Source organism: Sphingobacterium sp. UME9 (genome assembly GCF_014170215.1).
GTDB lineage: Bacteria > Bacteroidota > Bacteroidia > Sphingobacteriales > Sphingobacteriaceae > Sphingobacterium > Sphingobacterium paramultivorum.
In genome coordinates, this window is record NZ_LZZP01000013.1 from 965,287 (window position 1) to 979,345 (window position 14,059).

7 protein-coding genes are annotated in these 14,059 nt (G+C 45.4%); 3 read left to right on the forward strand and 4 right to left on the reverse strand.

The genetic code is table 11. The features are described 5' to 3' along the window. Positions 1 to 34: 34 nt before the first annotated feature. Positions 35 to 691, forward strand: a complete 657-nt coding sequence (locus A9970_RS23140; protein ID WP_182983904.1) for a response regulator transcription factor — start codon at positions 35 to 37, stop codon at positions 689 to 691. A 107-nt stretch (positions 692 to 798) separates the two neighbouring features. Here the strand turns inward: A9970_RS23140 and A9970_RS23145 are convergent, their stop codons facing one another. The 3 genes from A9970_RS23145 to A9970_RS23155 form a co-directional block, all read right to left on the reverse strand. Further along, the gene (locus tag A9970_RS23145; RefSeq protein ID WP_182983905.1) at positions 799 to 2,340 is read right to left on the reverse strand and encodes a hypothetical protein; all 1,542 of its coding nucleotides are present in this window, start codon (positions 2,338 to 2,340) and stop codon (positions 799 to 801) included. 21 nt (positions 2,341 to 2,361) lie between these two features. Continuing rightward, the gene (locus A9970_RS23150; RefSeq protein ID WP_182983906.1) at positions 2,362 to 5,406 is read right to left on the reverse strand and encodes a SusC/RagA family TonB-linked outer membrane protein; all 3,045 of its coding nucleotides are present in this window, start codon (positions 5,404 to 5,406) and stop codon (positions 2,362 to 2,364) included. Positions 5,407 to 5,811: 405 nt separating this feature from the next. Next, positions 5,812 to 8,541: a DUF5695 domain-containing protein gene (locus A9970_RS23155; RefSeq protein ID WP_220801683.1), complete on the reverse strand. Its 2,730-nt coding sequence runs from the start codon at positions 8,539 to 8,541 to the stop codon at positions 5,812 to 5,814. Between the two features lie 254 nt (positions 8,542 to 8,795). Here A9970_RS23155 and A9970_RS23160 point away from each other — a divergent pair, with 254 nt between their 5' ends. Next, a complete protein-coding gene (locus A9970_RS23160) occupies positions 8,796 to 12,197 on the forward strand; it encodes a family 43 glycosylhydrolase (protein WP_182983907.1) in 3,402 nt (1,133 codons plus the stop codon). Between the two features lie 75 nt (positions 12,198 to 12,272). Here the strand turns inward: A9970_RS23160 and A9970_RS23165 are convergent, their stop codons facing one another. Next, positions 12,273 to 12,752, reverse strand: a complete 480-nt coding sequence (locus A9970_RS23165) for a hypothetical protein (RefSeq protein WP_182983908.1) — start codon at positions 12,750 to 12,752, stop codon at positions 12,273 to 12,275. 235 nt (positions 12,753 to 12,987) lie between these two features. Between A9970_RS23165 and A9970_RS23170 the strand changes: the two genes are divergently transcribed. After that, positions 12,988 to 13,911 (forward strand): hypothetical protein, encoded by a 924-nt coding sequence (locus tag A9970_RS23170; protein WP_182983909.1) that lies wholly within the window; start codon positions 12,988 to 12,990, stop codon positions 13,909 to 13,911. Positions 13,912 to 14,059 lie beyond the last annotated feature (148 nt).

Consider the following 14,059-nt stretch of genomic DNA (forward strand, 5'->3'; position numbering starts at 1 on the left):
AAAAATAGATTATCTTGGTAGGATTGGAGGAAAAATGACTAAAATTCTTTTAGTTGATGACCATCGACTTGTGCGAAATGGGATACGCTTGATCATTGATACCCACGACAAGCTTTCGGTGGTAGGGGAAGTAGACAGTGCAGAGGATGCATTAATCTATCTTGAACAAAATGCATTGCCAGATCTGGTTTTAACGGACCTGAATATGCAGGGCATGGATGGTGTAAGTTTCATCCGAATGGCCAAAAAAATATATCCTGATCTTAGGTTTGCTGTGCTTTCCATGATTGAAGATCCGGTTGATGTAGCCGAAGCTTTTCGGAGTGGTGCAGACGGGTATCTATCTAAAGGAGGGGACTATGATGAAATCTTATTTGGATTGTTACGTTTATCTCAGGGGCATAAATATCTGATGACCAATTTCGGTCTACGGTTTATGGAAAACTTTGATGTCGAGAGCAGCGTTTCTGTTGATGCCACTTCACGACTGTCACAGTATGAAATCACAGAAAGGGAATTTGCCGTACTAGAACTCATTGCGCAGGGTTTCACTGCTGTGGAAATTGCGGATAAAATCTTTTTGAGCAAACGGACTGTCGAAGGGCACCGTCAGAATCTGATGGATAAGACAAAAAGCAAAAACACGGCCGATCTGATCCGTTTTGCGTTTCAGCAAAAGCTGCTGAGCTAAATAGAGCCGTAAAAAATAGCCATTGTTTTCGCGCTGCACACAGCAGCGCGAAAACAATGGCTTATATATAAACGGGGTTAGTTCGACAGAATGGTTGTTCTGTTTGATTATTTTGAAGCTGGCTTCCAGCCATTGTCGCGGGCTGTACCAAGCTCACCAAATTTCCCTTTTTCACCGGCAGACTCATTCCCACCGAAGGTGTAGACAGGTTCTCCGATGAGTTCCAGTTGGATCTGTGGTATCGGAAACTGGGTCGGCGTGCCGCCCTGTAGCAGATCATTTCTCCGCATAAAGGTGAAGGGTACAAAAGTACCACCTGCCCCATCTATCTCTATCGCATATTCATAATGAATAGCATCGCGTAGGGCATTTGCACTGGCGATCACATCGGGAAGACCACCTTTTTGTTTGCGGGAGGCTGTCGAAGCATTCAGCTCAGCGGCAGCACCATCGTAATCTTTCAACCAGTATTTTGCTTCTGCCCGCAGTAAACGTGTTTCTTCGGCCAAAAAGTAAGGATTGACAGCGCCGGCAACATTGAGGGTAGACAATTTGGGATACATCCACCGGGAACGCATGTAATTGCTGAAAAGCCCCCTTCCTCTGGCTTCAAGCAAAATACCGAAGTTACTTGTGTAAGTAAAATATTGGTAGAAACGTTTGTCGTCAGATTCAATAGGACCCAAGATAACGCTGTTGTTTGTGGGGTAGGCTGTGGGCGTTTTTTTTGTTTTATCCGCCAAATAAGCGATTTTGATATCTGCAGGAACATAAGAGGCTGTTCCGTACGGGCGTTCGAGTACATCGACCAAGGCATTGTAGTAGCCACCCACGGTAGTGGTGATGGTGTAATCGGTGGTAAAGCCTTTGTTGGCATAGGCAAGAACTCTGTTCCAATAAGGGGAACCCAGATTTTCTGCTTCGGCCTTATCCCGTGCTACGGAGGAAAGGATCCGAGCAGAAAGCGAATTGATCAGCAATACGAGATCGCCTTTGGAAATGGTGACACCCTTTAAAAAATCGAAATTCAGGTTGGGTGTTTCGGCAATAAGCTGCAAGGTCTTATCAAGATGTTTGATGCCATTCTCGATCAGCTCTTTATAGGAATTGGGAAACTCCTTGAGTTTAAGGTTGACATCATCGACAATCAGTCCGCGGTCGAATATTGCGCCCAGGTAACCTTGGGAGACACCTTTTGCATAGTAGGCACCAATAAGACAGTCTTTGGTCCGGTCGGCACCCTTGTCATCATAGATGGTCAACTTTTGATTCTCGATCAGGTCGATCACTTTGGTGGCATCCAGATTGGACTGATAGAAATTGGAATACACTTCACGAACGGCTGCATTACCGCGGTAAGCGGAATTGTTGTTCAAACGTAACCGCGGTTCGTTCGCAAAATCCCACCAGGACTGGCTGCCGTTGGTATTGGTTGACTGGTCTGCCCAAAGACTAAAATGGGAGCCACCAGCGTTATTGGTCGTGGTATTAAAGGCGGTTTGCACACTGCTTGTTGTGAGTACATAACCCAAACTTTTTATCTTTTCTATGGCTTCGGCATTCGTCAATGTCGAGGGGTCATCGAATCCGATTGATTCGCATGAGCCTAGTGAGAAAAGAACGGCTAAACCAAAAAATATCTTCTTCATGTTTTACTTTGTCTGATTAGGTTAAAAATTGAAGGTGAGTTTCCCTGAAATAATACGGTAGGTAGGGTAGTTGAATCCATCCTGTCCGATTCCATCAACATTAACTCCCTTATAGTTTGTCCAGATAAAGAGGTTTCTGCCGATAAGGGATAGATTGGCATTTTTCAGAACCTTGGAAAGACCTAGTTTTTCTGTTGGGAGTTTATAGGATAACGAAAGCTCGCGAAGGGCCAAATAGGTCGTTTTTTCGATCCAATAATCTGTCACTTGTGAGGCGTTGAATACCTGGGTGGTAAAGTTTAGCGGTTTGCCTGCGGCGGCACTCCGGTCAGAAAATTCCGAGCGGTAGACATAGGTCAGATATTGTGCGGTTTCATTGAATTTCTGTCCCCCTTGTTGCCAATCCAGCACGCTGTAAAGTGAAAAACGCCCATAATTAAAGGTGTTGGTAAAGCCCAGTAAAAAATCTGGATTGGCATCGCCGATAATTTTGGCATTGCCAGTTGCAGCATTGACATAAAATACGGGAGCTTCATTTGCCGTACCCAAAGCTGCTTTTTCGACCACAACACCAAAGTCATTTACCACATAGTCTTCAACCCGTTTGGTACCGTTACCGGCATTGATGACAAAACCGTCGGCATTGGTTTGCAACTGCGCGAGATCCGAGTGGATACTGTACCCATAAATTGCGGTGGTACTGGCGCCGACAGCTTTTCGATAACCGTTGTATGTAAACTCTGGAACATCGCCCAGCGAGGTAATTCGGCTACGGACGCGGCTGAAAGTAAGGCCTGATGACCAGCTAAACTTTTTATGCTCGACCACTTTTCCATTGACCTCCAGTTCGAGAGAATTTGATTTTACAGCGCCTAGATTGTCGTAGATGCTTGCTGAGCCCGAAATCGGTGTAAAGGCTGGGACAGAAATAAAATCGTTGGTACTATTTGAAAAAGCATAGTTGAACTGCACATTCAGTCGCTTAAATAAAACGGCATCAAAACCAAGTTCCGTTTCCGCGGTAACTGCCCGCTTCAGATCGGTATTGTCATTTTGTGTATAACTGACACCCCCTGTATTGGTGATGCTGACGCGGCTGTCTTTGGCTCCAAAAGGAGGAAGGCTTCCCGCTTTTCCATATGCCACCCGCAGCTTAAACTCTGTCAATGGATCGAGCTTGATATCCTGCGTCAATCGGTAGGCGGCGGAAATGCGGGGGAAAAAGGCTGTACCGACATCGCGGCCAAACCGTGAACTCTGATCGAGCCGGCCGAGGGCGTCGACAAATAGTTTATCTGCCCAGGCAAACTTGGCGTTGAGGAAATAGCCATGGTTAACTGTTTTTTCCCAATTGGATGAAATGACCCTCGTGCTCGGTTCCGTCACATCCAGGCTTTTGACTGGGGCCGTAAGATTTCGACCGGAAGCATTGAAACCTGTCTGCGATGCAAATTCATACACATATTTGGCGGTAAGCCCCCAATCCAGATTGCCAGTCCTGCGGTTGTAATTTAATTGTAGCTGACCATTTTTGCTGGTGCTTTTGGAGGTTCTTAAAGCATAGTTCCCATTATTCAGACTGACATCCGGGACAATGGTCTGATAACCTTTAGGGTAGTATTCTTCGGTATTATATTGTTTTGTCTGTAAGGAAAGGGCTCCTTCGGCACTCAGGTGTTCGGTAATTGCATATTTTAGTTTTCCACCCAGCAGCAGATTCTCGGTCTGATAGGCGTATTCCTCATTGCTCAGTCGATAGAAAGGATTGGTCCATTGCTGACCGGAAAGATTGCTCCCTTTGGGTAGGTAGACATATTTTCCCGATTCATTCTTTTCACTGAGATCGATAAAAGGCTCGACAAGTAAAGTCGAATAAAGCAGTCCATCCGAACGGCTGGATACAGCACTCGAAGGTGTATTGAAGAAGCTATACTGTGTGGTTAGATCGGCTGTAATTTTGGGTGAAACGCGGTAACCAAGATTGAACAGAATGTTCTGTCTTTTGTCTGCATCGACCACTGGTGAAACACCGCCTTTATGTTGGTTTTGTGCGGATAAATAGATGTTATATTTTTCACCACTTGCTGCGGCCGAGATGGAATTGGTAAAATAGCTGGTCCGGCCCAATAGATTTTTGGTATTGTCCACATAGTCTTTATAGGGATGCAGATTGACCGAAAAACCATTTTCCTTGTAGTCGATCACCCGGGCTCCATTGACCAACAGGAAAGATCCGTCTGGATTGACCTTGAAATGATGCTGATAGGATAGGGGTGGAAGTAATAACAGACTCGAGTAACCAAGTTCGTTATCTATACTGATATTCAGTTTTCCTTCCTTTTTACCGTTTTTTGTCAACACCTGAATGACCCCGCCCTCGCCGCGGGTTCCATATAAGGCCGAAGCTGCAGCTCCTTTGACAACTTCGATGCTCTCAATATCGTTGGGATTAAGATCTGAAAGACGGAGGGCTGTGACGAAGCCATCCACCACGATCAAAGGCTCGATTTCTCCAGTTACCGACTTTGATCCACGGAGATATACCGATGCTCCGGCATTGCCACCCGACTGGTCGATACGAAGGCCGGCGACTTTTCCGCGTAAACTCGTGGAAGCATCGAGAGCAGGAACGGTACCGATCAGCTCCTGGTCTACTTTGGTCAATGCAAAGGATAGCTTTTTGCGGCTTGTGCCTTGTGCAACACCTGTTACCACGACTTCTTCCAGGTCTTTGCTTGCTGGGCTAAGCTCAATAACAATGGGACTTTTGTCGATAACAAGGGAGAGTGACTTGTAGTTGAGATGCGTCAGCCTAACCTTAAAGGGGAGCTTCTGTCCAGTAACAAATTGAAATCTACCCTCCCGATCGGTTTTCACAGAGTGGGTAACAGCATCCAATTGCACAGTGACATCTTCTATAGGCTGTTTTGTAGAAGCGTCAATGATATGGCCCTCAAGGGTAGCGTTTACGATAGGTTTGGGCTTGTTCTGTGAATAAGTGGGTTGTACCCAAAAAAAGAACAATAGAAAATAGATAGAATACAGCCGTACTCCAATGTTTTTCATAAAATTTGGATTAATAGTTAAAAATTAAACAAGTGCCAACGCCAATTGATTACTTGCAGGATTTCTAGGGGAATGTTTCTACAGCAGAGCACTGTAGTTTTGTGTTAGCAACACATTCGCATGGATGCAATGTGGAATTGTTGATTTTTCATAAGGGATCTTAAATGTTAAAAAAGTTTAGTTGATTGAATATGATAAGCAAATATAAGGAATAATAAATAAAGTCTATCAGTTTGGTGGATTATTTTTTAAATTAATTGAACTGCGCTGCTGCTACGAAGCCAAAGCGGGCTTCCATCTAAATGAAAGCCCGCTTTTTGGCGTCTTATGATCGCTTGTGTTTCTAGCATGGATGCTAGCGAAGATATAGCCCATGTTTTAGTAGGCCGTTGTCTGGATTCTTTTCTACTTCAGCTTTTTCAATTTTACCGTTTTTGTTGATAAGGGTATTACATAGCGATTCAACGGATCTTTGTTTATTCCTTCCACCTCATAATGGCTTTCGGGATTTACATTGAGCAGAATATTCGCGCTATTTTGTTTTGCCTCATTATTAAAGATGAGGGTGACGCTGCGGTCTTTTTGATCGTAGTGCAATTCGGCAATTTCTCCGGCATCTGTGGTCAACCAAAGATTTTCTTTTGCCAGGAAGACACGTCCTTTGGAAGCTGTAGTCAGGGCAACCTTGACCTGTTGTTTTTCGGTTTTTAGATTACCGCTGAAAGCCAGCCAGCCAAATTCGGGATGTTCGACAATATAGGTCCCCGAATTGACGGCATACCCGTAAAAGCCGGTTCCATAATCGCCCGAGATGCCGTCATTGGCCAGTGTGGATGGGTAGGAGTGGAATGCTCCCGGGCCAAAGCCATCGGCTGTGACATTGGCCAATGCACCCATCATACCTGCATGTCCGATACGGAGCAGGTAGAAGTCGTCTGGATGGTCGCGGTAGGCTGTAAGGACGGGAATGGCATTGAGGGCCGAACCATAATGATGCAGCTGACGCTCGATACGGGAGAGCTTGCCGCCGTAGACAAAATCCCAATAACGGCGTGCACTGCCATTGTAACCCCAGTGCGGCACGGTAGGCATGTAAGCAATGATGGCATTGAGCGTCACTTGAGCCTTTTCGTCGAAGCCGAAAAAGCGCGACCAAAGGTATACCTCTTCCTGACCGGTAGAATCCCATGGCATCTCGCTCCCGAATGGATAATTGAGGGTTTTCCAATGCTCTGCTCGCTTGCGCATGGCGGCTTCAAGTTTGTCGGCCATCGTTGTTAATCCTTCCTTACGGAGATCATTGAGGACGATAAGGAAAATACTGCCTTCCATTTGACCGAACTGCGCGTAGTAAGGTGCTTTTTCGACCATGGCGATACTGGTCAGGTAAGCCCGTTCGAGGTATTTGTCCCAGGTTTCCTCATTGACCAGATTGTTGTAGTTGCGGGCGAGCCTGTACATCACCCAGTGTGCTGCCGCAACATGTGGATAATTGTAGGATCGTCCAATGTCATCGGCTTCCTTTTTGGGCCAGGCAGACCAGGTTTTCCAGTTGATATCCGAACGGTAGGTACCGGCCGGCATTGAGTCTGGTTCATAATAAAAAAGGCTTTTGACAACTCCATATTTCTTGTCGCCTTCTTTATGCTGGATATGGCCATAGAGGGTCTCATTGACAAAACGTTTTAATTTGGCTATTTCCTGTTGATCGGGCTGCAGTACTTGTTTCATGAGGGCGGCAAGCCAGCTTGCTGCTCCGGCTTCATCGCTGAGGCCTGCAAACCAGGCGCTCCTATTTTGGGTGATGGGCTGCTGTTCTTCATAGTCATAGGATATGACAGATGGCGAACGGCCAAAGAGATCCTTGTCATTTTCATACCACTGCTTGGTGGTGAGGAAATGGCCCAGATCCTGTACAACTTCTTTTTCGGATTTGATTACTTTATAGTGGATCGTCTGTGTAATGCCATCCCTGTAGTTGATGGTAAGCCGCGCGCGTCCCCAACGGTTGCCCTTCACTTCGTATTCGGTCCATTGCTGAGCTGTGCTTCCCTTTTTTGTCAGGGTCAATGCACCTTCGGGATAGACACTGACACTTTTGACCGCTTTGTTGTGCTTAACAAAAAGTTTGGCGGGATTGTCCATGGGGACAACATATCCGGGAAGTCCAACAGCAACAGGCCTATTGTTTTTCAATAACTCCGATTCAATTTGCCGGATACTTGGTGCGAGGACAAATTTTAAGGCAAAGGTCTTTGATTCATGTGACTTCAAGAGGGTAGAAGTCGGTGTATTCCATTGTTCTACACCTTTCCAATCAGTCTCGGCATAGGCCTTACTGTGGATCATCCATTCATGAAATCCCTCAAAGGTAATACTTCGGGGAGTAGGGTCTGTATTGAGCGGATTGTAGGCTTCAAAGCCTGCATTTTTATAGGGTAATACCAGTAGGCTCGGTCCATTTCCATGTAGGCGGTTGACCTGTAGATAACCCGCATCTTGGCCGATATAAGGATCGAAAAAGACATTCTGTGCATGTGCCTGATCGAGATTTTTCCAATCCATGTTGTTGTTGAAGGGAAGTGGTATACCCAGCGCGCCGATTTCGATGGGATAACCGTTGGGATTTGAAATCTCAAAACTCAGGATCAGATCGCCTCCGTCCTCTTGCCAGCTGCGTACAACCTTCAACGGAATATTGTTGAGCGTAGGGCTGATATCTGCGCTTGCAAGATCGTTTTTTGCCGGATTTATTGGGATGACATGTTTACGGTCTGCCGCCGAAGAGTAGGAAGTCCAGGGGGTATCACCCTGACGGCGCAAACTGATATTGATATCACCGATATGAAAAAACTTATTGCGGTCTCTTTTGCTCAGGAGCTCAACAGGTGTATAGTCAAAATCTTTTTCGCCACCGTTGGGGCGAAAAGAAGATAGCGTCTGCGATGCATTGAGGATAGCTACATGGAGGTTTTTGAGGGTAAAGCTTTTGGCGCCCTCTTCTACGCCTAATGTGGCTTGCTGTGCTTTGACTGCTTTCCATACGGGGTGTTCGTCCTGTTGGCTATATACGCTGCTTGGCAACTGTGTGCATACGAGCGCAAATAGGATCCAATAGCTTTTTTTAAGATTCATTTTAGACATGTTATTGCTCATTTAATACGCCGAAGATCATTGTTCTTACAAAGATGAAGGATTGCATTCTCGATTTATGGGTAGATTTTAACCTTCAATAGCCCATTTTTAACCTATTAGCCCTCAAAATTTGTAATGCGATGATCGAAGTTATAAATTTAATGTTAAATAGACATTTATCGTGGATTTTATTTGTTATAAAGTCAGTTGAATGGCGATATCGTTTCTTATGTACCTGTAAACTTTGTGTTATCATGAAACATCATTTTTCTTTCGCTATTTTGGTTGTACTGGTTATGTCACTTACAGGGCTGGTGGCCCAGCCGTTGAAACCGTACCAACAGCCTAATGTATTGAATCCACTGCTGCCCGGGTATTTTGCGGACCCGAGCATCAAGAAAATTGCAGATACGTATTATATCTATGCGACTACCGATGGTAATGGCTGGGGAGCTGGACCGTCACAGGTATGGACATCCAAGGATTTTAAGAACTGGACCATTCAACCCATGAACTGGCCCAATACACACTGGTACTGGGCTCCTGATATGACGCAGGGATACGACGGGCGATATTACCTCTATTATAGTCAGCCTGTAGAAATTTTTGGGGCAGTGGCCGACAGCCCAACGGGACCCTGGGAACCTTTGGTAGCCGAAGGCAAATCGATGATCCCTAATTATATGATTCCAGGCGTAATTACTCTGGACGGGCAAACCTTTCGGGATGATGATGGCCGTATTTATCTATTTTGGGGAACCTGGGGAATCTACCCCGATCATGGATGTGCGGTGGGAATACTCAACAGGGATATGAAAACGTTCGAAAAGACAGCATTGATCCCCAATACGGTGGCAAAGGACTTTTTTGAGGCGCCCTATATGTTTAAGCGTAAGGGCATCTATTACCTGATGTACTCCTCGGGGCATTGTGAAGATGGTACTTATCGCGTGCAATATGTTAAAAGTAAAATCGGTTCTATGGGACCTTTTGAATACCCATCGACCAATCCAATATTGATTACAAACGAGGATGGCAGTATTCACGGTCCGGGACACCATAGTATTCTTGAACAGGATAATCGTTATTTCATCGTCTATCACAGGCATAACAATCCACATGCTGGGGGCGGATTCCATCGTCAGGTTGCCATGGACGAGCTATTCTTTACGCCTGACGGCGATATTGAGCAGGTGCGGCCCACGCATGCTGGTGTACCGGATTTACTGCCACCAGCGGCAGAGCCAGTCGATTTGGCTTTTGGGAAAACGGTGGAGACCTCCTCTTACTACAATGTAGATTTTAGGCCTTCGTTCTTAGTGGACAACAACAATGGAACGCTATGGCGGGCCAAAAATAATCAAGGACCGGCCTGGGTAGCTATTGACCTGGGAAAGAAGCTGGATATACAGACCATATCCATTCAGTTTGAATACTCAACTTATGCCTATCAATACCGACTCGAAACCTCTGTGGATGGTCTTGTCTGGAAAAGCTTTGTAGATCGCTCGAATAATGACCGTTGGGCAAGTCCTATTGTTGAACATGGCAAAGCTATGGCAAGATATGTTAGATTACATGTATTGAACACGCAAGTGAATGGACTTCCTCGTGGCGTTTGGAACATGAAAGTGTATGCACAGCAGCTTCCACAACAAACACTGTGGTCTGCAGCACAAACGATGCCCGTCAAGGAAATAGCATTGGGTAATTTAATCCATATCGATGCGGCCAATTACCAGGAGGGGCAACAGGCAAAAGGTATTCAGAATAAAGGGCTACTCGGGGGGATGTTCAGTACGGAAGATGCCTTGGCCGTTAAAAATTATCAGGGTAAAAAGGCATTCTTCTTTGATGGAGCTACCGCATTGCGCTCGACCTTCGCTGTGCCGCTATCGTTGGCTGCAAATAGTTCTTATAGTATTGCGCTATGGGTCAATAATCCGGACATCGCCAGGTTTGAACAGGTGGTTGCCTGGTCGTCGGGGCAGCAGGATCTCAGCAAAGCAATTTTTGGTTATGGTACAGATCCCGGACGTGGGGCCATCACGCATGGCTCCTGGCCTGATTTGGGGTATGCATCGGTTCCGGGCGCAAATGTATGGCATCATATTGTATTTTCTTTTGACGGCTATCAGGAGTCTATTTATGTGGACGGAAAGCTGCAACGCAAGGAAAATAGGATGCTGTTTGTCAGGCCCGGAGATGTTTTTGTCCTAGGGGCTTCGGATGTGCTGGATCAACATTTTTCAGGCTATGTATCCAGTTTGCAGGTATATAATACGAGCTTGGATGAGCAGGAAGTGGCCAGTTTGGCCAATGAAGTCCCGAAATCGGATTTCTTTGCGCTGCAAACTGACGATTTAAATCTCGGAAAGCTCAGCACCCTGCGGAACCAGGGAACAGCAATGGATACCTTAGTGACGGTTGACGATGCGGAGGTCATGGTAGCGGGAAATAGACTGGCATTGAAAGGTAATGCTTTTGAAAGTGCGGCGCTAACGGACATTCTCCGGCAGCAGCAGTATACGCTGGGTTTTGACTGGTACGACGGCACTGCCTGGCAGCATGCTGTGTTTGTATATGATAAAGGGAAAAAGCGGTTTTATCGCAATGGGAAGGCTGAAAAGCGGGTGTTTTCTGACAAACTGCTGCGGGTAAATGAGACTAGCATCGAACTGGCTTATCCATTTCATTTCTTTCGCGCCTATTCGGACACCTTAGCATCGGATGAGGTAACCGCGAAGTTCAGTCAGTGGAAGGCGGGCTTGGCGAACGGCCTGGACGGGTATGTTCCGGAGGTACTTTCTCCGCCGCACCGGATCAATGCCGATCAGGTATTTGTACAGGTCGAAAAAAAGCCAGGAATGTGGTATCTATTCCGTTCTGAAGGCGAAAGTTCAGGCTGGAAGCAACAGTCCTACCATCTCTTTAAATCATTCGAACCTGGAAAATCCATCGAAGTTCTTGCAAAGGATGCCTTTGGCCATGTCAGTAAACCGGTAGTGGAGGCGATTTCGGCGAAAAGGCCGCAATTGGTACAGTCAGCACACGATGAAAGCTATTCGGCCAAGGATCAGAAAATTCCTTTCTGGGATGGTTATCAATATAGTGAAAGAGCCGACAGTACACAGACAGCGCTTTCCTACCTGAATGGAACCTGGAAAATCCAGTCCAAAAATACAAAATGGGGTGATGCGGACCTTCTGGCTCCCTTTGTTTATAAAGAGCTGGACGGCGATTTCACGCTAGAGGTTAAGGTAAGGGATGTGGTAGGTCTGTCCCTTAAGGCACGTACATCAAACGAAGCTGGTATCATGATTCAACGCATGGATAGTAAGGATGCCTACATCACCAATTGTATTTTGACGGGATGGAACCTAGGCAATGTTTCGCGGAGCATCGGCTCACAGATTTTTCAGGAAGAGAATACAGGAACGGGCCTAAATTTTTCGCCCTACCTTCAGGTTCAAAAGATCGGTGATTATTTCTTTTTGCGTTGCTCGGGAGATGGCATGGACTGGAAGGATCTTCCCGGAACACCGTTTCTACGCCCCGATCTGAACGGCAAAAGACTCCGCGTCGGACTTTATCAGATTGCCGGTAACAACCAGTTAGGTTATGGCGAATTTGAAAAACTTCGTATCTGGAGATAAAAATAATGTGTCGATAAAAGACGGCATTGAACATCGTTCAATGTCGTCTTTTATCGACAATCTACTGATGAAGGATTACTTGGAGTCAGCTGGCGGCAGCGTTCTGATCAATGAGTCAGCTTCTTTTTTTTCGATCTGTTTACTGTATGATGCGGTCAGCACTTTATAGCGGATATCCAACACTTTCTCCTGTAAATCATAATCTGTCGTCACTTCCAATACCTTGGTATATTGCCTTTTTTCGGCATTATATCCGAAAGAGAAAAGATCGAGTTCTTTTTTGATACTGCAGCCTTTAAAATAGATGTTTTTCCAGCGATGCCCTATATTACCGCTCGGATTATACCAGATGATGCAAGAATCGAGATTCCTTCTGCCCCAGCTAGCTGGAAGGGGATACAGCCCCAGCTTTTTGCGTTGCCCGTTGTAATTGACTCCATATTTTTCGGTAATACATGTTTTGCTGAAATACGACCGAATAGATGGGTAAATGGGCAAGAGTATCACAACGAAGGATAATACAATAAATAGGTTCCGAAAAAGGGTTTTGTTCATAAATGGTCTTTTGATGTTGCTAGGCTCGTATATTTTGCACCCTCATTGTATCTGTCTACAATGGGTTCCTGTTTTCATTTTAAATATATTAAAAAAATATGGAGTGATCTACCTGTTGTGTCGATTTTCAAAAAAATAAAAAGCCTGCTTTTTGGAAAACAAAAAAGTAAATAAGGGGGAGGGAAAACATTCTGAAAAGGTTATTGTTGTAAAAAATAAGGCATAACCTCAGGTAATGAAAATAATTCTTCTAACGATCAGATCCTTTCTCTTTTTGTCCGTATTGCTGTTGACAGCCTGTTCGACCTTGATAAACAATGTTCAGGTACATACGTTGACAACAAACTACTGTGCGCCAAATGTGGCCTATACATCAATTCCAATACAGGAAATCACTGCCTCGGACAGTATTCAGATAAGGAAAATTTTTTCTTACCATGATTTTGTGCTGATCAAATACCTCAATCTGGCAGAACCCATTATCCAGTATTTGGGGACTGCGAGTAATGCTACGCTGAAATTGGCAGCAAGGCAAAAGATGACCGAAAGGTACATGCTGTTTGAGACAGAACTGAATGCCATTGCAGCAGAGTTGGACTGTAACGGTGAGCGTATCGATAAGCTCGCAGGATATATAGACGAACTGAATGCGAAAACGCAGACCCGTTTGACGGTGGCTTCTATACTTCTGGGAGCGGTGACAGCGGTTACTGCAACCACGGTCAAAAATGATGGTCTCAACAATGGGTTGAGCATCGCTGGCGGGGTCGGTACGGCGGTATTGGGATTTATGACACTGAACCCAAAAGGCAAAAAGGTCAAGATGCAGCTGCAACGTAATATGCTTGAAAGTATTTGGTATCAAAATAATAAGGCGCAGATCTACCCAAGCTCAGTTTGGGGGATTTTATCCGAGAAAAAATTTAGTAACGCTGAAAACTCGTCATTGATAGAAACAATGCGGCAGCGCTGGCTGCAATATGGTTTGGACGATGAACCGGATAGTCCCCTGAAGCAGCTTTATTTTAAGAATGGTGGAACTTTTGCAGCCGAGGAACTACATGATCTGGCCAATATGCACAATGAATTGCAGGCGACCATACGTTCTATTCAGCAGGATATGCGAAGTTTAATACTGGCCATTCATACACTGGAATGAGATTGATCCGCTTCCATCACTGAAATGACTGGTCACATATCCAATTTTGGTTCCTAGCGTGAGTTGATCTTTAGATATTTTTCAATCGCTTGCTCGATACTGTTGGCCTCGATAAATTCAACTAATTCCTGTACCAGGTTAGAAAACT

Coding starts and splice junctions, on each gene's coding strand:
- A9970_RS23165 (WP_182983908.1), bottom strand. CDS start 12,752: ATGAACAAAACCCTTTTTCGGAACCTATTTATTGTATTATCCTTCGTT.
- A9970_RS23140 (WP_182983904.1), top strand. CDS start 35: ATGACTAAAATTCTTTTAGTTGATGACCATCGACTTGTGCGAAATGGG.
- A9970_RS23145 (WP_182983905.1), bottom strand. CDS start 2,340: ATGAAGAAGATATTTTTTGGTTTAGCCGTTCTTTTCTCACTAGGCTCA.
- A9970_RS23155 (WP_220801683.1), bottom strand. CDS start 8,541: ATGAATCTTAAAAAAAGCTATTGGATCCTATTTGCGCTCGTATGCACA.
- A9970_RS23160 (WP_182983907.1), top strand. CDS start 8,796: ATGAAACATCATTTTTCTTTCGCTATTTTGGTTGTACTGGTTATGTCA.
- A9970_RS23150 (WP_182983906.1), bottom strand. CDS start 5,406: ATGAAAAACATTGGAGTACGGCTGTATTCTATCTATTTTCTATTGTTC.
- A9970_RS23170 (WP_182983909.1), top strand. CDS start 12,988: ATGAAAATAATTCTTCTAACGATCAGATCCTTTCTCTTTTTGTCCGTA.